Here is a 20024-nt window from a genome sequence, read left to right as displayed (position 1 = left end):
GTCTTATTAACCGATGATGAAACAAGCATGACACTCTACGCCCGCCCCGCTCACGCCAGCCTGCCCGACGCTGGCGAGGAGAGCAACAAGCGCCATTTGTTGCTGGCCATCCTGATCGCCGCCACGGTTTACCAGGCCGTGCTGTGCTTTGTGCACACGCATTTCTTCAAGGCATCGACGGCGCTGGTGGCGTTTTCCGAGCTGTGCATCTACGTCACTTGTGCCGTGCTGCTGTTGCGCCGCATCGAATTGTCTTTCGTGGCCATCCTGACCCTGATCGCCTCGTATTTGCTGCTGCTGGCCTTGCTGCGCAGTTCGCTCGATCCCAAGGGTTTCCGCGACATTATCATCCTGGTGCTCTTCTATTTTCTTGGGCGCAATTTCGGTGACGAGAAATACGCCGACCGTCTGTTGAAAATCATTATCTATATCGTGCTGGCGGTGGGCTTTTTCGAGTTGCTGCTGGTCGATGTGTATTCCAAGCTGTTCAATGTGTATTCGTATTACCTGGCGCAAGGTAATATAACCACCAGTACCAACTGGGCTGAAGGCAGTACCCTGGCGCTGAACGGTATCCGCCCGGCCGGCATCGGCCGCACCATCCTGCCTTTCCTGCTGGGCAACCATCGCGTTTCGTCCGTATTTCTCGAACCTGTCTCGCTCGGCAACTTTTCCGTGATCGTGGCCGCATGGGGCTTGTCCAAGGGCCGCGAGCAATGGCGTTCGATGGCCTTTTTTCTCGCCGCCGCCGCCATCATGATCACCCTGGCCGATTCGCGCTATGGCCTGGTGACTGTGGGCGTGATGGTGCTGATGCGCCTGCTTTTTTCGGGACGCGGCAATCGACTGGTGATGCTGCTGCCTTTCGTGTGCGCCGTCATCCTGATCCTGTTCGGCCTGTATTACGATGGGCGCTACAGCGACAATATTCCTGGTCGCTTGTATTCGAGCGGCATTACCATGGTGCGTTTCGGCACGGCGGAAATTTTCGGACTGGCCGGCTACAACATCAACTTCGGCGACATGGGCTATTCCATCATCCTGACGCGCTTTGGCCTGTTTGGCTGCGTGGTGCTGTGGATCGGCCTGTGGATGATCAAGATGCGCGACGAACACGGCGAGCGCTTCCGTACCTACATCGTTATCTATATGTCGCTGATCCTGTGCATCAGCGGTACCTCCCTGTTCGCGCTGAAGTCGGCCGGCGTCCTCTGGTTCTTGCTCGGCTGTTGCGCCGTGCGCGACAAGAAATGGCTGGCCTCTCCGCTGCGCTCCGGCCAATTTGTTGCCGGGAAAGCCCATTATGCCGATTAAAGTTGCACATGTTGTTCGCCAGTACTATCCATCGATCGGTGGCATGGAAGATGTCGTACAAAATATTGCCCATTACCAAGCCCGTTGCCACGGCCATATTCCCACCATCATCACGCTGAACCGCGTATTCGTGAACCCGGCCGACATCCTGCCGGCAGAAGAGGTGGTCAATGGCGTGCGCGTGATCCGTATTCCCTACTCGGGCTCCACGCGCTATCCGTTCTCGCCCAGCGTGGTGCGGCTGCTGGGCGACTTTGACGTGGTGCACGTGCATGGCGTCGATTTTGCCTATGATTTCCTGGCAGCCACCAAGTGGCTGCACCGACGTCCGCTGCTTGCCTCCACCCATGGCGGCTTCTTTCATACCAGCTTTGCTTCGCGTTTGAAGACGATCTTCTTCCATACCGTCACGCGCGCCACCTCGCACGCCTATGCGCGCGTGGTCGGCACCAGCGACAATGACGGCAATCTGTTCGGCAAGATCATCAAGGCGCCGCGCCTGACGGTGATTGAAAACGGCGTCAATGTGGAAAAGTACCAGGCCAAGGGTTCCGCCACGAAGTTGCCGTGCATCATGTATTTCGGGCGCTGGTCGTCGAACAAGGGATTGAAGGAAACGCTGGACCTGTTTGCCGGACTGGCCGCGCGCCATCCTGAATGGCGCCTGGTGATTGCCGGGCGCGAGTATGACCTCAGCCGCGCCGACCTGGAAGCGCTGGCGCGCGAGAAGGGGATTGCCGAACGCGTCAGCATCGTCGCCAATCCCAGCGATGCGCAACTGGCCGAGCTGATGTCGCAGTCGAGCTACTATATTTGCCTGTCGCGTCATGAAGGCTTTGGCATCGCCGCCATCGAAGCGATGAGCGCGGGCTTGACGCCCGTGCTCAGCGATATTCCGCCATTTCGCAAGCTGCTGGAAAAGGCGCAGCTCGGTATCTTGCACACTGGCGACGTGGCGCAGACGATGGCGGCAATTGCCGCCGCGCATGCGCAAGACCAGGATGCGTACGCGGCGCGGCGCATGCAATTGCAGCATTTTTCCGAGCAGTACAGCTGGAATCACATCGGCGCGCGCTACGTGGCAATCTATGAAGAACTGCTGCGCAAGCGAAAATAAGCTGGCGTCAAAGATGTTTCCTCATAGGTACTGTGGTGTAAGTGGTAATTATTTCAAGCTGCATGTCCTAATATGCAGGCAATAAAGATTAATCTAATTATAATAATGCTGCGCGGCGGTGTGTTGATGCACCGATTGCAGGAGCAGCCGAGACGGCTATGTTTTTCCTTCATAACCGGTGAGCTATCTGAGTGAACAAGAAAATCGATTTAATCTCCGGTCTGGCCGGTTTTGCCGCGCTGATGGTGATTTACGCCCACATGGGTAGCGAAGGATTTTTGCGCCTGTCGCACCATTTCCATAACCTGGGCGTGATGTTTTTCTTCTCGCTCAGCGGCTTTCTCTTGTCCTACCTGTATATCGACAAGAAATTCTGTGCCGAGGATGTGACTGCCTACAGCCTGGCGCGCCTTACGCGCATCGCGCCCGTCTACCTGTTCACGATCCTTGCGTCCTTCGTCATCTTCACTTGCTTCGACCCGCAGTTCGTGTATCAGATCGGCGCACACAATTTGCTGCGTCATCTGTTGTTCATCGGTAACGAGTCTGTCTTCTGGACGATAGACCCGCAAGTGCAGTTCTATGTCCTGTTCCTGCTGCTGTGGAGCGCGACGGCCCACTATGTGTCGACCAAGAATGCCTTGCCACTGGTCTTTCTCGTCTTCGCCTGCGTGCTGCTGATCATGCTGCGCCGCAGCCTGCCGGGCACGTTTGTGGGCGCCAATCTGCACTACTTTGCCTTTGGCGTGCTGGCCGGCGTGGTGCGCCGGAAGATGCACATTGAATTTCACCAGCCGCAGTTGATCAATATCATCCATGTGAGCTTGTTGCTGCTTTTCCTTGGCGTCGAATGCGGCATCATCCAGCTCAGCGAGCGCATGCCCCATGAAAACCTCAGCACGCTGGTGATGGCGATGCTGGTGGCCTTCTTTGTTTTCGTCTTTTCCTTCGACTCCCTCAGCGCGCGCCTGCTGTTCGGCAATCCCTTGCTGCGGCTGATGGGAAGCCTGAGTTTTTCACTGTACCTGCTGCACATGCCGGTGCTGTACTGGGTCAAGAAACTGTATCCGGACGAGATTACCCATCCCGTCGTCGTCGCGCTGACTTTCATGCTGATCATTGCGCTGGCGACCCTGTACTTCTATACGGTGGAACGCTATTGCGCGCTGGCCGTGAAAACCCTCGGCAAGAAGTACGCCGGACGGATCGAAGGCATGTTCACGCGCCTGGGCGTCAAGAACGGGGCCACCGTCAGCTGACGCGATGTCCACTTTTTTCTCTCTTTTTACTGATCGGGCGCCGACTTGAAAATTTTGCTTGTGTGTGCCGCCTTTCCTCCCCGCGGCAAAGGGGGCGGGCCGGAAGGCTCGTTCATGATCGCCAGCGGCTTGCTGGCCCAGGGGCACGAGGTGCGCGTCGTCACTGTCGGCGACGCCGCCGGCGTGGAACACTACAAGGGCGTGGAAGTGCATATCATGCGCTCGCCGAATGTATACTGGGACTACTTTTTTACCAAACGCCCGGCAGCCTTGAAGATGTTGTGGCATGTGCTGGAAAATTTCAATCCGCGCGCCTACTGGCGCTTGCGCCCGCACGTCAAGGCTTTCCGGCCCGACGTCGTCATGACGGTCAGCATTGAAAACATCAATGTGGCAACCTGGTTGCTGGCGCGCATGCACAAGGTGCCCGTGGTACACGTCATCCAGAGTTACTTTCTGGCTTGCTGGCGTGGCGGCCTGTTCAAGAACGGCGCCAATTGCACGGGCCAGTGCGGCAGTTGCAAGGTGTTGTCAGTGGGAAAGAAGCCGATGTCGCACCTGGTGGACGGGGTCTTTGGCGAAACGCGTTTTGTTGTCGATCAACATCTGGAACTGGGCTACTTCAAGCACGCCACCTCGGCCGTCATTCCCGGTCCCGTGTTCCCCATCGCGGGGCGGGTGCCCAAGGCGCGCGACGGCAAGCTGGTCGTTGGCTACATGGGCGTGCTGGCGCCGCACAAGGGTGTCGACGTGCTGGCCGATGCGGCGCGCCTGATGGGACCGAACAGCAATGTACGCTTCCTGATCGGCGGCACGGGCGAGGACGAAGCGTATGTGGCCAGCCTGCGTGAAAAATTCGGCGATGCCGATGTCGAGTTCATGGGCTGGGTCAAGCCCGATGACGTGTATCCGCTGTTCGACGTGCTGGTGGTGCCGTCGAAGTGGAAGGAGCCGTTTGGCCGCATCGTGGTCGAAGCGCTGGCCTACGGCGTGCCCGTCATTTGCGCGCGTTCCGGCGGCATCGCCGAGAGCATCCGCGAAAACGAGAATGGCTACACCTTTGCCTCGGGCCAGCACGACGAACTGATCACCTTGCTACGCGACGTGCTGGAACCGGACGAGCCTGCGCGCATGCGCCTGGCGCAAAATGCGCTGCAGCATTCGCACCGCTTCGATATCGGCACGATCGCCGCGCGCATCAGCGATTTCGTCAGCGCGACCGTGGCCAGCTACAAGGCACGCCCGTGAGCGGGGCAGCAGCATGAACGAGAGCAAAGCCGAAGGCAACGTCAAGGCGCCTGGCATGGCGTCCGGCTCCTTCTGGGCCGTGCTCGACAATCTGGCCCAGCAGGGTTTGTCCTTCATCATCTTCGCCATCCTGGCGCGGCTGCTCAACCCTGCCGAATTCGGCTTGTTGACGATTGCTCATTTGTTCATTCTGTTCTCGCGCCTGGTCGTGCTCGACGCACTGGCCATGCCCGTGATACGCGCGAAAGAACCCGATGACGGCGCCTATTCGGCGCTGTTCTGGCGCTGCACGGCGGCCGGCCTGTTGCTGTGCGCCTGCATGTTCCTGAGCGCCGGCCCCGTCTCGGCGCTGTTCAGCGCGCCATCGCTGGCGCCCGTGCTGCAAGGCATGAGCCTTTCCATCCTGTTCTTCGGCATGGTGCGTTCCTACGAAGCGCGGCTGGTGCGGCAGATGAAATTCAAGCAACTGGCCATCCGCTCCACCGTGTCCGTCATGCTCGGTGGCGTGCTCGGTATTGCACTCGCCTACCGTGGCTGGGGCGCCATGTCGCTGGTGGTGCAGCAAGTGATGGCGGCCGGGCTGGCACTGCTGCTGGTGGTGCTGCAAAGCGGCTGGCTGCCCAGCCTGGCGTGGCGCGCGCGGCCCAGCCGCTACTGGCATGATGTGCGCCAGGTCAGCGTCTCCGGCATCTTGTCCTTTGCCAACAGCAATGGCGATTCCTTGCTGGTGAGTATCTTTTTGGGGCCGTATGCGACCGGACTGTACAACCTGGCCAAGCGCCTGACGTCGGCCGTGTACCTGGTCATCACGGCGTCGCTGCTGCGCGTGTCGCTGCCCGTGTTCGCCGCCGCCAGCGGCAAGCCCGAGCAGCTGCGCCATGCTTACCTGCAATTGCTGGTGATGATGCTGTTCCTGATGCTGCCCATGCTGCTGTTCCAGGCCGCCCTGGCCGAGCCGCTGGTGGCAACGGTATTTGGCCAGAAATGGTTGCCTGCCAGTAGCACCATCGCCGCGCTGGCACTGCTGTATTGCCTCTCTTCGGTAGCGGAACTGAACAACTATGTGCTGTTTGCCCTGGGACACAGCCGCTGGCCGCCGCTGCTCGGTATCTTGCAGCTGAGCCTGGCCGTGGTCCTGGCCGCCTGCTTCAGCCAGTATGGCTTGCTGGCGATGAGCTTGTCGTTTGCCGCCGCCTACCTGCTGATGTTGCCGTGGTCGCAGCACCTGGCATGCAAGGCCATGGATTTGCCCTGGACGACCTTCCTGGTGGCGCTGCAGCCTGTCCTGGCGGGCGCTGCGGCACTGTTGCTGACCTTGTATGCGATGGCGCGCTGGTTGCAGGGCAGCGCCATCGTGCTGCTGGTGCTGGCCCTGTTTGCCGGCGCCATCGCCTATCTGCTGCCGATGCTGCTGCTGGGGCGCGCGCTGCGCGGCACGGCAGGGGGCTTTGATCCATTCTCACTGCTCAGACAATTACGCAATTTGAAGCACCGCGGCGCTGCCGCGGATTGAAGGAGGCGCACAAGCACCATGGAAGCACCAGAAACCATCAACATCAGCCGCTTTCCCGTGCTGAGCACGACGCGCGAGTGGCTTGCGCAGCACTTGCTGGGCGTCATCGCGCGTGGGGAAAAGACGGCGCTGTTTTTTGCCAATACCAACTTTATCGTGAAAAACCGCTTCGTACTGGAAGCGGATCCCTCGCGTCGCTACCTCATCGTCAACGATGGTGTCGGCATGGATATCGCCGCCAGGCTGATGCAGGGGCGCCGTTTCGCCGCGAATCTGAATGGCACCGATTTCACGCCGTATTTGTTCGAGCAAAGCGCGCAGCCGCTGCGCGTGTTCATGCTGGGCGCGCAACCCGATATCCTGGCCAAGGCGGTGACGCATGTGCGCACGGTGCTGGGGCAGGATGTCGTCGGCAGTTGCGATGGCCATGCCGGCATCGGCAATGCGCCCGATCTGGTGCAGCAAATCAATGCGACGCGCGCCCAGGTCGTGCTCGTGGCGATGGGCAACCCTATCCAGGAGCGCTGGATACTCGCCCATCAGGATGCCCTGGACGCCAACGTACTGGTGGGCGTGGGCGCGCTGTTCGACTTCTGGTCCGGCGGCAAGCGGCGCGCGCCCGCTTTTGTGCAGCGCATCCACATGGAGTGGTTTTACCGTCTGCTGCAAGAGCCGCGCCGGCTGCTGCGACGCTATACCTGGGATATTCTGGTATTCCTGCGCGAGTGCGCCAAATACCGCTGACGCGCTCGCCAGCAAAGATGACAGTCTGGCATGTTGCACTGCGCAACAAATAATATAAAAAAGGTAATAGTGTTGCCAAATTGGTGATATTCTACGGCTTCGGGCAGGCGCAAGCAGAGTTCGGCGTCCCCATAGACATTGGAGCGTGAAATGAAAGCAATGATTTTGGCGGCAGGAAAGGGGACGCGCGTGCGCCCGCTGACCTATGACTTACCCAAGCCCATGATCCCCATCCTGGGCAAGCCCGTGATGGCCTATCTGATCGAGCATCTGGCCAAGTATGGCGTGCGCGACATCATGGTCAATGTCAGTTACCTGCATGAAAAGATCGAAGAGTATTTCGGCGATGGCCACCAGTATGGCGTGCAGATCGGCTACTCGTTCGAAGGCTATCTGACCGATGGCGGCGTGGTGGTGCCGCAGCCGATAGGCTCGGCCGGCGGCATGAAGAAGATCCAGGAATTCGGTGGCTTTTTTGACGATACCACCATCGTCCTGTGCGGTGATGCGGTGATCAACCTCGACATCCAGTCGGCCCTGTTCGAGCATCGCCGCAAGGGGGCGCTGGCCAGCGTGATCACGCGCGAAGTGCCGTGGGACAAGGTGTCGAGCTATGGTGTGGTGGTCAGCGACAAGGATGGCCGTATCAAGGCGTTCCAGGAAAAGCCCAGCCAGGAAACAGCCCTGTCGAACCATGTCAGCACCGGCATCTATATTTTCGAGCCTGCCGTGCTGGACTTGATACCGAAGGACACGGTCTTCGACATCGGCTCGGACTTGTTTCCCTTGCTGGCAGAAAAAGGCTTGCCTTTCTACGCCCAGTCGCGCACCTTCAACTGGATTGATATCGGCAACATCAAGGATTACTGGGAAGTATCGCAAAGCGTCATGATGGGGGAAGTGGCCCACATGGACGTGCCTGGAGTACAGTTGGAAGAGGGCATCTGGGTGGGCTTGAATACGAGCATCGAGTGGGAAGGCACGCACATCGAAGGGCCCGTGTATATCGGCTCGGGCTGCAAGATCGAAGCGGGCGCCACCATCATCGGCCCCACCTGGATCGGTCATGGTAGCCATATCTGTTCCGGTGCGCGCGTGGTGCGCAGCGTGCTTTTTGAATATACGCGCGTGCTGCAGAACATTGCTCTGGAAGAAGTTATCGTCTTCAAGGAATACAGTGTCGACCGCAACGGAGACATGAAACACGTGTCCGAATGCCTGACCGATCAATGGTCGAACGCGCGCGACCGGCGCAGCAAGCGCCGCAGCGCCGTTGAACTTGCATTATTGAAATAAATAGAGGACGTCCACCATGAAGATTTATCCCGTCATCCTGTCCGGCGGCGCCGGCAGCCGCCTCTGGCCCCTGTCGCGCGCAGCGCTGCCCAAGCAGTTGTTGCCGCTGGTATCAGACAAAACCATGCTGCAGGAAACGGCGCTGCGCCTGGCTGGCTGGCCGGAGATGATGGCACCGCTGCTGATCTGTGGCGACGAGCACCGTTTCCTGGTGGCCGAGCAGATGCGCGATATCGCCATCGCACCGCTGGCCATCATGCTCGAATCGGTGGGCCGCAACACGGCGCCGGCCGTCGCCGCCGCCGCCTGGTATTTGCAAGCGCTCGACCCGCAAGCCATCATGCTGGTGTTGCCTGCCGATCACGTCATTGAAGACCGGGCGGCCTTTCATGCTGCCATCGACAATGCGCTCCAGGCCGCCTCGCAAGGAGCGCTGGCCACCTTCGGCATCGTGCCGACGGCGCCGGAAACGGGATATGGCTACATCCGTCGTGGCGCCGCCATCGCGGGCAGCGAAGCGTGCTACCAGATCGATCGCTTCGTGGAAAAACCCGATGCGCAGAGCGCGGCCGGTTTTGTTGCCAGTGGCGACTACTTCTGGAACAGCGGCATGTTTCTCTTCAGCGCCGCCAGCTATTTGCAGGAATTGACGCAATTCCAGCCCGCCATGGCCGATGCCACCGAAGCGGCAGTACGCCTGGCTTACCGCGACCTCGATTTCTGCCGCCTGAGCGAGAAGGAGTTCGCCGCCTGTCCCGCCGACTCCATTGATTATGCCGTGATGGAACACACGAGCCGCGCCGTGGTCGTGCCGGCCGATATCGGCTGGAGCGACGTGGGCTCCTGGTCCGCGCTGCGCGAGGTCTTGCCGCGCGATGCCGCTGGCAATGCCGTGCGCGGCGATGTGTACCTGGACGACGTGAGCAATTCGCTGGTGCGTGCCGAAAGCCGCATCGTGGCGCTGATCGGCGTGCAGGACGTGATCGTGGTGGAAACTGCGGACGCCGTGCTGGTGGTGCACAAGGACCAGGTGCAGCGCGTCAAGCAAGTAGTTTCCCACTTGCAAAGCACGGGCCGTACCGAGCATTTGCAGCACACCAAGGTGTATCGCCCATGGGGGTGCTACGAAGGCATCGACGTCGGCGACCGTTTCCAGGTCAAGCGCATTACGGTCAATCCTGGCGGCAAGCTATCCCTGCAGATGCATCATCACCGCGCCGAACACTGGATCGTCGTCAGCGGCACGGCGCAGGTGACGTGCGGTGATGAAGTCAAATTGCTGAGTGAAAACCAGTCGACCTATATTCCTATCGGCATGACGCATCGCCTGGAAAATCCCGGCCGCCTGCCGCTGCACCTGATCGAAGTGCAGTCCGGCAGCTACCTGGGCGAAGACGATATCGTGCGCTACGAAGATGTCTACAAACGCGTCTAAGCACACATGCAACGCCAGGGCGACGGTTCTGGCGTTCCGAGGTTTTCATCGAGCAGAATTTGCCGGCAATATTGCTTGGTAAAGCCAAGTCTTTCAAGGTAGATTAGCAGCATGCCGCAAGCGTCTCTTGCCCCTTCGACCAGCACAGGCCAGTCTCTCCGCTTTGAAATACCTGCTCATACCCTTGCTCGCCAGCGTCCTGGTGCAGGCCGACGCCCGCGCCCAGTTTGTCGCCCCCGCCATGTCGCCGGCGCTATCGGCCGGGCAGCTGGCGCTGGTGGTCAACGACGATGAGCCCAATAGCGTGGCCATCGCCGACTATTATCGGCAGGCGCGCAATATACCGGCTGCCAATATCGTTCACGTGCGCATCGCCAATCGTCCGCATAAGCTTAGCGCCGTCGAGTTCGCCACTCTGAAAAAGCAGATCGACAGCCAGCTCAGCCCTGAAATCCAGGCCGTGCTGATGGTCTGGACGGCGCCGTATGCCGTCGAATGCAATTCCATCACTGCCGCCTACACCTTGGGCGTCGATGCGGGACTGTGTGCACGCAGTTGTGGCGCGAGCCAGCCCAGCCCTTATTTCAATGCCGCGCACGGCCTGCCGTATGCGCAATACAAGATGCGCCTGAGCATGCTGTTGCCCACCGAATCGGTGGCGCAGGCGCGCCAGCTGATCGAGCGTGGCGTCAGCGCCGGTTTTCGCTTGCAGGAAGCGAATGCGTATTATTTGACGACCGGTGAAACGGCGCGCAACAGCCGTGCGCCGTTTTTTCCGCCGGCAGGACGTTTGCCGACAAAAAAACTGAACATCAAGCGCCTGCGCGCCGACGAGCTCGACGGCGCAACGGACATCATGGTCTACCAGACGGGCATGGCGCGCGTGGCCAAGCTCGACACGCTCAAGTTTGCACCGGGCGCGCTGGCCGATCATTTGACGTCGTATGGCGGCGACTTGTTGGGGACGGGGCAGATGAGCAGCTTGCGCTGGCTCGAGGCGGGCGCCACGGCCAGTTATGGTAGTGTTAGCGAACCGTGTAATTACTGGCAGAAGTTTCCGCAACCGACGGTGCTGCTGCAGCGCTATCTGTCCGGCGATACGGCGATCGAGGCTTACTGGAAGAGCGTGGCCTGGCCGGCGCAGGGTATCTTCATCGGCGAACCGTTGAGTACGCCATACCGACGCTGACAGACATTAGCTGCTGCGGCGGCGTAGCGCCAGGCTGACGAGGGCCAGTCCGGCCAGCAGCATGGCCCAGGTGGATGCTTCCGGGATGGCCGGGATATTCGGATCGACCGGCGTCACCACCGGTGGCGTGACGATGGGCGGCGTGACGACGGGCGTCTCTGGCGTCTCCACGCCCGCGACGGGCGAATTGGTGCCAAACACGCCAGGGTCGCCGGAAGCGCCGCCGGTGGCGTCGGGGCTGACGAAGCTGGCAGCTGCCAGGCGTTCGGTGCCGCCAGCATTCGCCGCAGGCCAGCCGACCCAGCCAGCCGGCGCGAAAGGCTGCAACGTTGACGCCGCATTGAAACTGTCCGTGCCCGTGCTGGTCAAGGCGCCAGGTATGGTAGCGAGCGGACGGCTGCTCACGCTGGTGAACTCCAGTGCATCCGATGGCAAGCGTTTGACGCCAGTCTTGGCATCGTCGCTGGGCAGGCTGCGGTGGTAGGCGGCATCGTCACCGACGCTGCTGACCGGGCCGGGAGCGACGCCATCATTCTTGAATTCATCGTAATTGATATCGCCATTGGACAGGCTGCACGGGCTGTTCACGCTTTCCATGCTGACGCCGGATGCGCCCTGGCCCTGCGCTTTCGTGTTTCCATCTTGCATGGACTGGGCGCAATTCGGTTTTTTGCCAGGCGGCACGGCTTGCGGATTGACATAGTAACCAGCGTAGGTATTCGCCTGGGCCGGCAGCAGGGGCAGCAGCAGAGATCCTGCAAGCAACAGTGTTGAGTATGAAGGGTAACTATTTTTTCTCATGATCAATCTTTCCTATCTCTGCTGTTTGCCGCCAGATGTTTATCTCGCGCAAACAGATGGTAGCATACTTGTACTCTACGCAATTTCCCATAGCTTATTTTTATTATCATTTCATACAGTTGCGCATACTTTTATGCAACAAAATATTGTGTGATAGTCCAGCTTGCCATTCCTGTACGTGCAAAGTGCATGCATTCTCATCAACTTTTGTCATCAAGCTGTCACGCTTGAATATTACTATGAATTAATAGTAAAAAGACTATTTGATTGACCAATGTTATTGCCTGAAATTCAACGCCGGCTGCTTGTATTGGCAGACGGAACTTTAAGTTTCCACCAGGAATTTTTATGAAAAATAGTTACACGCCGGTTCGCCCTGCATTGCCCGGACTGTCCCTGCGCGCCGCGCCGTGGCGCCTGACCCTGATGGCCGGCTTGCTGTCGTCGCTGGGCATGCCGGCACTGGCCGCTTCCGATATCGTCATCAGCCAAGTGTATGGCGGTGGCGGCAATACGGGTGCGCTGTACCGCAACGATTTCATTGAATTGTTCAACCGTGGCGCCAGTCCCGTGAACCTGAGCAACTGGAGCGTGCAATACGGCGCCGCTGCCAATACGAGCTGGTCCGTGACGGCCTTGCCGGCTATCGATTTGCAACCTGGCCAGTATTTGCTGGTGCAGCAAGCCAAGGGCGCGGGCGGCACGCAGGACTTGCCCACGCCCGATGCCTCGGGCAGTCTGACCATGTCGGGCACGACGGGCAAGGTGCTGTTAAGCAATAGCAAGACGGCCCAGGTGGGCGCCAGCCCCACGGGCGCAGCCGTCATCGACCTGGTCGGCTTCGGTACGGCCAACGGTTTCGAGGGCAATCTGGCGCCCGCGCCATCGAATACCCTGTCTATTGCGCGCGCGAACGGCGGCTGCAGCGATACGGACGACAATGGCATGGATTTCGCCAGCGGCAGCGTGACGCCGCGCAACACGGCCTCGCCGCGCAATGCCTGCGGCGGCCCCGTGGTGCACCAGATCATCACCAACTGCCCCGCCAGCCTGGCCTTGGCCGTGGGCAATGGCGGCAACGCCGTGCTGCGCGCTTCCGACGTCGATGGCGTCGTGAATGCCGCCATCTTGAGTTCGCCCGCCGTGGCCGGCATCAGCCTTGCCAGCTTCAGCGCTGCCGGCGTGGCTGGCGAAAGCGCCAGCGTGAACCTGCTGGTGGCCGCTGGCGTGCCGGTGGGTAATTACCCCGTCATCGTCAGTTTCAGCAACGACCAGCAGCAGACAGCCTCGTGCAAGGTGGATGTGGCCGTGCAGGGCCTGGCCGCCATCAGCCATACGATTCCGCAAATCCAGGGCAGCGGCGCGGCCAGCCCGTACGCCAATTCCGTACAGACTACCGAAGGCGTGGTGACACTGAAAGTGGGCACCGGCTTCTTCATCCAGGATGCGGCCGGCGACGGCGACCCATCGACTTCGGACGGCATCTTTGTCTACACGGGCAATACCGTTTCCACGGTGCAGCCGGGCGAACTGGTGCGCGTGACGGGCACGGTGTTTGAATACACGCCCACGGGCGCGAAAAATTCCTACACGGAATTGAAGGACGTGACGGCCATCCTCACGCAAAGCGCCGGCCACGCCGTCGTGCCGACGAATGTGACCTTGCCAAACGATAACTTGGCCGCCGTGGAAGGCATGCTGGTGCGCTTCACGCAGCCGTTGACCGTGTCGCAAAACGCCTACCTGGGCGCGCGCGGCGAATTGACCCTGTCGGCCGGACGGCGCGAAGTGCCGACCAACCGTTACCCAGCCGGATCAAACGAAGCGCAAGCCTTGATCGCGGCCAATGCGAACAATCTCATCGTGCTCGACGATGGCATTTTCGTGACGCCGCCCACCATTCCTTACATCGGCCAGGACAACACCGTGCGCAGCGGCGATACGGTGGCCGACCTGACAGGCGTGGTCGACTTTGGCGCCATCGGCGGTGGCGGTGCCGCGTACAAACTGCAGCCGACGCAAGCGCCGCAGTTTTCACGCGACAACCCGCGTGCGGCCGGCCCGGAATTGCCTGCTGGTAACGTCAAGGTGGCCAGCGCCAATGTGCTCAATTTCTTCACGACCTTTACGAATGGCAGCAACGTGTTTGGCCAGACGGGACAGGGCTGTACCCTGGGCACGTCGACAAGCAAGAGCAATTGCCGCGGTGCCGACAACCTGGCTGAATTCGTGCGCCAGCGCGACAAGATCGTCGCCGAACTCAAAGCCATCGATGCCGACGTAGTGGGTTTGATGGAAATCCAGAACAATGGCGAGACGGCCGTCACCTACCTGGTCGAGCAACTGAATGCGGCCATCGGTGGCGTGAGCTATGCCGTGGTGCCGAAACCGGCCGCCACCGGCACGGATGCCATCCGCGTGGCGATGATCTACAAGCCGGCCAAGCTGGGCCTGGTGGGCGGCGCCTTGTCGGATGCGAATGCCATCAACAACCGTCCGCCGATGGCGCAAACCTTCCGCGCCGGCAATGGCGAGAAATTCTCGCTGGTCGTCAACCACTTGAAATCGAAGGGCAGCTGCCCGTCGGGCGGGCTGGACGCAGACCAGAACGATAGCCAGAGCTGCTGGAACGCCATGCGCGTGCAGCAGGCGCAGCGGCTGGTGGGCAGTTTCGTGCCGCAAGTAGCAGCCGCTGCCGGCGACGCGGACGTGCTGGTCATCGGCGACCTCAATTCGTATGGCGCGGAAGACCCGATCCAGGTCATCACGGGCGCCGGCTTCGTCAATGAACTCGAACGTTTCGTGCGCCCGTCCGGGATACCGTATTCGTATGTGTTTGGCGGCCAGAGCGGCTACCTCGACCATGCGCTGGCCAGCGCCGCGCTGAGCCCACAAGTGGCCGGAGTTGCCGAGTGGCATGTGAATGCCGACGAGCCGGAAGTGATCGATTACAACATCGATGCGGCCAAGCCGCAAGACTTGTACAACGCCTTGCCATACCGCGCCTCGGACCACGACCCCGTCGTCGTCAGCCTGGATTTGCAGCCCGCCTACCGCGACATCACGGCCGCCGTGGCGCAAGCCAGCTCGGGCCTGACGTTCAACCGCGTGACGCAGAAATACACGGGGACGTTTGCCTTCACCAATACGGGCACGAGCACGCTCAGCGGCCCGTTCCAGGTGGTGTTCGGCGGCTTGCCGGCCGGCATCAGCCTGAGCAACGCCACGGGCAGCCATGCGGGCGCCCCCTACGTCACGGTGAACGCGGCCAGCCTGGCGCCGGGTGCGACGGCTTCGTTTTCCGTCAGTTTCAGCAATCCGTCGAAAGTGACGATCCACTACTCGGCCAGCATCTTCGCCGGCAACTTCTAAGGACATCATCATGTTTGCAACGACACTCAGCCGTACCTTGCGCCACGCCGTGCTGGCCGCCTTGCTCGCTGGCAGTTCCAGCCTGGCGCTTGCGGGCCCGCTCAGTTACCACGTGGAAATCGACACCAGCCAGTTTTCCGGCGCCGGCTTCCTCGACTTTGCCTTTATCGCCGGCAACAGCCCCGCACCAGGCGCCAGTGCCACCTTGAGCAACTTCTCGGGCGCCTTTGGCGCGCTCGAATCGCAGGAAGGCAATGTCAGCGGCAGCGTGCCCGGTACCTTGACCTTCGGCAATAGCGGCGCCTACAACGACTGGTTTCACAACGTGACCCTGGGCGGCAAGTTCGCCTTCAACGTGGTCTTTGGCGGCGACTTCCTGAACACGGCCGGCAACGCGGGCACGACCTTCGGCGTGGGCTTGCTCGACGCCAGCGCCGGTTCATACTTGGGCAACGTGAATGGCAACCTGGTGCAGTTCGAACTGACGCCGCTCAATGGCGGCTTGCCCGCCAGCATCGCCGGCAGCACCTATGCCAGCATCGCGTCGATATCGGCCGTGCCGGAAGCGTCGGAATGGATGATGCTGACGGGTGGCCTGGCGCTGATCGGCTTTGCCTTGCGCCGCCGCCAGCGCCTGCCCGCGGCGTAGGCACCGGCTGTGCCGACCCGGGCCAGGCGTCAGCGCTGCGCATCGGGCACGCTGCGCGCGCCCCTGTCATTGACATGCTCTTCGGTGCTGGGCGAGACGCGCGCGACGAGGGGACTGGCGCGCAGGCGCTTGACCTCGTCGGGCGTGAGCAGGGCGGCAAAGCCGTTCAGCGTGGCCGTGTAGTGGTGTTGCACGCTGGCCTCGGGCACCAGCGCCAGCACGGCGCGCCGTTGCGCCTCGGCCTGTGTTGCCCGGGCTTCGCGCTGCGCCGCGCCTGGCGCGGCTGCCGTTGGCGCCGCTGCCAGCAATTGCACGGGTAATTGCACAATATACGCCTGGCGCGCGGGGGCGGCCGATGCGCCTGCCGGCTGCGCCATGGCGCCAGCGAAAATGGCCAGACTCAGATGGAATGCGGACATGCATGCTCCTTCGGTGCGCGGCGGCGGCATGCCACCCGTGCACTGATTGTACGCGTGCTGCGCGGCGGGCGGCGCGCGCGGCGCAACCTGGCGTTTTGCGCAAGTTCATGTTTTTTTGCTGAAATTTTGTTATTTACAATGCAAAGAAAAGATTGTATTAACCATAAGCGGCATGGTAGCCTGATATGCATCAGGCAAGCGTGTCACTCCTGCGTGCGGCCATCAGCTGCGCATGGGGGGGCAATGTCGAAGGTAAGCAAGAGGGAGTTCGCGGATGCAAGCAGCACACAAGCATAACTTGGCAGCAGCGCGCGGTGCGCGTGGTTTTACATTGCTCGAATTATTGGTCGTCATCGTGATCATCGGCTTGCTGGCGGCGTATGTCGGCCCCAAGTATTTTGCCCAGCTGGGCAAATCGGAAGTGACGGTGGCCAAGGCGCAGATCGAGGCGTTTGAAAAGTCGCTCGATACCTATCGCCTCGACGTGGGGCGCTACCCGAGCACGGAAGAAGGGCTGGGCGCACTGCTGGTGGCGCCGCCGGCTGCGGGCACGCGCTGGAATGGACCGTACCTGAAAAAGGCCGTGCCGCTCGATCCCTGGGGCCATGCCTATCAATACCGCGCACCTGGCAGCAAGGGCGAGTACGACATCGTCTCGATGGGCAAGGATGGCCAGCCCGGTGGCAGCGGCGACAACGCCGACATCAGCGCGCAATAGCGCCAGCGCCACTCCTCCCTCACGGAAACGCCATCATGCAGTTTGAAGTTCGCGCGCTCTCCACGGACCAGGCAGCGGTCACCTTGTCGACTTGCGTGATTGACGCGCGCGACGAAGCGGACGCGCGCCGCCAGGCCGAGGCGCGCGGCCTGTTCGTCAGCGCCATCCGTCCCCTGCGGACCACGCCGTTCAGCGCGGCCGGACGCCAGCGCGCGCGCGCGCTGCCCCTGTTGCTGTTCAGCCAGGAATTGCTGGCGCTATTGAATGCGGGTCTGGGCATCGTCGAAGCGCTGGAAGCCTTGCTGGAAAAGGAAGCGGCGCCGGCCACGCGCAGCGTGCTCACGCGCCTGCTGGAAGGCTTGCGCGAAGGCAAACGTTTTTCCGCCGTGCTGGCAGAGCTGGCCGAACTGTTTCCACCGCTCTACATTGGCATCGTCAAGGCGGCCGAAGGCACCAGCGACTTGCCGCGCGCGCTGTCGCGCTATATCGACTACCAGCAGCGCATCGATGCGGTGCGTTCAAAAATCGTCAGCGCCGCCATCTATCCGGCCATCCTGCTGGCCGTGGGCGGCGGCGTCAGCGCCTTCCTGATCAGCTATGTGGTGCCGCGCTTTGCCGAGGTGTACCAGGGCGCCGGGCGCAACTTGCCGTGGATGTCGCAAGTCATGCTCAGCTGGGGCCAGTTCGTCACGCAGCATGGCGTGCTGCTGTTGCTCGGGCTGCTTATTGCCGGTGGCGTCGTGTTTGCGGCCTTGCGCCGCGTGCTGCGCCACGGCGGCGTGGCGCGCCTGCTGGCGAAACTGCCCGGCATCGGCGAGCGCGTGCGCATCTATGAACTGTCGCGCCTGTACCTGACGCTGGGCATGCTGGCAGAAGGCGGCATCACCATCGTGCAGGCAATATCCACCGTGCAAGCGATGGTCTCGCCGCGCATGCAGGCATCGCTGCAGGGCGCGCGCGGCGCCATCGAGGCGGGCCAGCCCCTGTCGTCCGCGTTTGAGCAGCATCAACTGACGACGCCGATTTCCCTGCGCATGCTGCGCGTGGGCGAGCGCACGGGCGACATGGGCCCCATGCTGACGCAGTCGGCGGCCTTTTATGACGGTGAGATCAGCCGCTGGATCGACCGCTTCACGCGCACCTTCGAGCCGCTGCTGATGGCCGCCATCGGCCTGATCGTGGGCGCCATCGTGATCCTGCTGTACATGCCCATCTTTGACCTTGCAGGCGATATTTCATGATGCACACCAGTCCCGAATCCAGCGCACCCGGCGTGACCATCGACGCGGCGCTGCTGCAGCGCGCGCGCGCCGTGTGCCGGCAATCGAAGCGCAGCCTGGTCGAAGAATTGCAGCACTTGAGCGGCCTCGAGGCGCGCGCCGTGGTGCGTGAACTGGCCCGCCCGTTCGGCCTGGCCGTGCTGGAAACGGCCGACATGCTGGCCTACGTTCCCGCCTTCGACCTGCTGCCGCTGTCGCAGGCATTGGCGCGCCACAGCGTGCTGCTGCGCGCCGCCGATGGTCAGCTGGTGGGCGTGATTGCCGACCCGTTCGACCTCGACCTGCAAACCTGGCTGGGCGCGCGCGCGGGACAGGCCAGCCTGACCGTGCGGCTGGCGCTGCAGGCCGACATCGGCGCCTACCTGTCGAAGCAGGAAGAATCGGCGCGCGCCGTCGACAACCTGCTGCCTGGCGCAGCGAACGACGCGCGCCGCGATGGCAAGACGGCCGCAGTGCTGTCATTCGCCAGCGTCTCGGAAGCGGCCAGCCCCGCCGTCAAGCTGGTCAACTCGACGCTGTACGACGCGCTCAAGGCGGGCGCCTCGGACATCCACCTGGAAAGCACGGCCGGCGGCCTGGCCGTCAAGTACCGCGTCGACGGCGTGCTCGATCACGCCACATCCGTCAACGGCATCGAAGTGGCCGAACACATCATCTCGCGCCTGAAGGTGCTGGCCGAACTCGATATCGCCGAGCGCCGCGTGCCGCAGGACGGCAGTTTCCGCGTCGAGGCGGGCGGGCGCGAAATCGATTTGCGCGTCTCCATCATGCCCAGCATCCATGGCGAGGACGCCGTCATCCGCATTCTCGACAAGCGCGCCATGATCGAGGCATATGGCGCGCTGACGCTCGAAGCACTGGGCTTTGACGCCCCGTCGCTCGAAGCGTTGCGCGCGCTGGCGCAGGAAGCCTACGGCATGTTGCTCGTCACCGGTCCCACGGGGTCTGGCAAGACCACGACCCTGTACGCGGCGCTGACGGAAATCCATAACGGGCGCGAAAAGATCATCACCATCGAAGACCCCGTCGAATACCAGTTGCCCGGCATTTTGCAGATACCCGTGAATGAAAAGAAGGGGCTGACCTTTGCCAGGGGGTTGCGCTCGATCCTGCGCCACGACCCCGATAAAATCATGGTGGGCGAGATCCGCGACCGCGAGACGGCGGAAATCGCCGTGCAGTCGGCCCTCACGGGCCATTTGGTACTGACCACCGTGCATGCGAATAATGTATTCGACGTGTTCGGCCGTTTTACCCACATGGGCATCGACCCGTATGCGTTCGTCTCGGCCCTGAACGGCATCTGGGCGCAGCGTCTGATCCGCACCAATTGCCCCCACTGCGCCACGCCGTACGCGCCGGACGATGGTGAGCTGGCCAGCGTGGGGCTGGTGCGCGCCGACGTTGATGCATATGAATTCAAGCAGGGCAAGGGCTGTGGCGACTGCCGCGGCACGGGCTACAAGGGGCGCCGCTCGATCGCCGAAATTCTCGTGCTGACCGATGAAATCCGCGAACTCATCGTCGACAAAAAGCCGATCCGCCAGATCAAGGCGGCCGCGTATGCGAACGGCACGCGCAGCCTGCGCCTGGCGGCGCTGGAACTGGTCAAGCGGGGCGCCACCACCATCACGGAAATCAAGAGGGTCACCCTGCATGCGTAGAAGTTT

At 61.6% G+C, this 20024-nt stretch carries 16 protein-coding genes; 14 read left to right on the top strand and 2 right to left on the bottom strand.

Annotation, left to right across the window (positions count from 1 at the left end; all coding sequences use genetic code 11):
* Positions 1 to 27: 27 nt before the first annotated feature.
* From CLU93_RS05000 to CLU93_RS04960, 9 genes are all read left to right on the top strand, one after another.
* Entirely contained in the window at positions 28 to 1314 is a 1287-nt protein-coding gene (locus CLU93_RS05000; RefSeq protein WP_099760223.1) for a polysaccharide polymerase, read from the top strand.
* Complete coding sequence (locus CLU93_RS04995; protein ID WP_099760222.1) at positions 1304 to 2431, top strand: glycosyltransferase family 4 protein; 1128 nt, start codon at positions 1304 to 1306, stop codon at positions 2429 to 2431. The genes CLU93_RS05000 and CLU93_RS04995 overlap by 11 nt, the downstream gene beginning before the upstream one ends.
* A gap of 191 nt (positions 2432 to 2622) precedes the next feature.
* A complete protein-coding gene (locus tag CLU93_RS04990; RefSeq protein WP_099760221.1) occupies positions 2623 to 3690 on the top strand; it encodes an acyltransferase family protein in 1068 nt (355 codons plus the stop codon).
* Between the two features lie 45 nt (positions 3691 to 3735).
* Complete coding sequence (locus CLU93_RS04985) at positions 3736 to 4938, top strand: glycosyltransferase (RefSeq protein ID WP_143451698.1); 1203 nt, start codon at positions 3736 to 3738, stop codon at positions 4936 to 4938.
* Positions 4939 to 4951: 13 nt separating this feature from the next.
* Entirely contained in the window at positions 4952 to 6451 is a 1500-nt protein-coding gene (locus CLU93_RS04980; protein ID WP_099760219.1) for a lipopolysaccharide biosynthesis protein, read from the top strand.
* Positions 6452 to 6469: 18 nt separating this feature from the next.
* Positions 6470 to 7195, top strand: a complete 726-nt coding sequence (locus tag CLU93_RS04975; RefSeq protein ID WP_099760218.1) for a WecB/TagA/CpsF family glycosyltransferase — start codon at positions 6470 to 6472, stop codon at positions 7193 to 7195.
* 150 nt (positions 7196 to 7345) lie between these two features.
* The gene (locus CLU93_RS04970) at positions 7346 to 8491 is read left to right on the top strand and encodes a sugar phosphate nucleotidyltransferase (RefSeq protein ID WP_099760217.1); all 1146 of its coding nucleotides are present in this window, start codon (positions 7346 to 7348) and stop codon (positions 8489 to 8491) included.
* A gap of 16 nt (positions 8492 to 8507) precedes the next feature.
* Positions 8508 to 9926, top strand: a complete 1419-nt coding sequence (locus CLU93_RS04965) for a mannose-1-phosphate guanylyltransferase/mannose-6-phosphate isomerase (protein WP_099760216.1) — start codon at positions 8508 to 8510, stop codon at positions 9924 to 9926.
* A gap of 184 nt (positions 9927 to 10110) precedes the next feature.
* Complete coding sequence (locus CLU93_RS04960; protein ID WP_306594685.1) at positions 10111 to 11115, top strand: TIGR03790 family protein; 1005 nt, start codon at positions 10111 to 10113, stop codon at positions 11113 to 11115.
* A gap of 6 nt (positions 11116 to 11121) precedes the next feature.
* On the opposite strand, the gene CLU93_RS04955 is transcribed toward CLU93_RS04960, so the two are convergent.
* Entirely contained in the window at positions 11122 to 11880 is a 759-nt protein-coding gene (locus tag CLU93_RS04955) for a PEP-CTERM sorting domain-containing protein (protein WP_099760215.1), read from the bottom strand.
* Positions 11881 to 12264: 384 nt separating this feature from the next.
* On the opposite strand from CLU93_RS04955, the gene CLU93_RS04950 reads away from it, so the two are divergent.
* Positions 12265 to 15288: an ExeM/NucH family extracellular endonuclease gene (locus CLU93_RS04950; RefSeq protein WP_099760214.1), complete on the top strand. Its 3024-nt coding sequence runs from the start codon at positions 12265 to 12267 to the stop codon at positions 15286 to 15288.
* A 10-nt stretch (positions 15289 to 15298) separates the two neighbouring features.
* Positions 15299 to 15937: an NF038129 family PEP-CTERM protein gene (locus CLU93_RS04945; RefSeq protein ID WP_099760213.1), complete on the top strand. Its 639-nt coding sequence runs from the start codon at positions 15299 to 15301 to the stop codon at positions 15935 to 15937.
* Between the two features lie 29 nt (positions 15938 to 15966).
* Here the strand turns inward: CLU93_RS04945 and CLU93_RS04940 are convergent, their stop codons facing one another.
* Positions 15967 to 16356 carry a protease inhibitor I9 family protein gene (locus CLU93_RS04940; RefSeq protein WP_165829339.1) on the bottom strand — a complete coding sequence of 130 codons (390 nt, stop codon included), beginning with the start codon at positions 16354 to 16356 and terminating at the stop codon, positions 15967 to 15969.
* Positions 16357 to 16630: 274 nt separating this feature from the next.
* On the opposite strand from CLU93_RS04940, the gene gspG reads away from it, so the two are divergent.
* Genes gspG through CLU93_RS04925 form a run of 3 tightly spaced genes read left to right on the top strand, consistent with a single transcriptional unit; the run spans position 16631 to position 20018 of the window.
* Positions 16631 to 17074, top strand: coding sequence for a type II secretion system major pseudopilin GspG (gene gspG / locus CLU93_RS04935; RefSeq protein ID WP_099760211.1), 444 nt, complete (start codon positions 16631 to 16633; stop codon positions 17072 to 17074).
* Between the two features lie 35 nt (positions 17075 to 17109).
* Positions 17110 to 18315, top strand: coding sequence for a type II secretion system F family protein (locus CLU93_RS04930; protein ID WP_099760210.1), 1206 nt, complete (start codon positions 17110 to 17112; stop codon positions 18313 to 18315).
* Positions 18312 to 20018 (top strand): GspE/PulE family protein, encoded by a 1707-nt coding sequence (locus CLU93_RS04925; protein ID WP_165829341.1) that lies wholly within the window; start codon positions 18312 to 18314, stop codon positions 20016 to 20018. The genes CLU93_RS04930 and CLU93_RS04925 overlap by 4 nt, the downstream gene beginning before the upstream one ends.
* Positions 20019 to 20024 lie beyond the last annotated feature (6 nt).

This window comes from Janthinobacterium sp. 35 (genome assembly GCF_002754575.1).
GTDB lineage: Bacteria > Pseudomonadota > Gammaproteobacteria > Burkholderiales > Burkholderiaceae_D > Janthinobacterium > Janthinobacterium tructae.
Note: the sequence above shows the minus strand (reverse complement) of the source record. Positions and strands in the feature narration are given on the sequence as shown.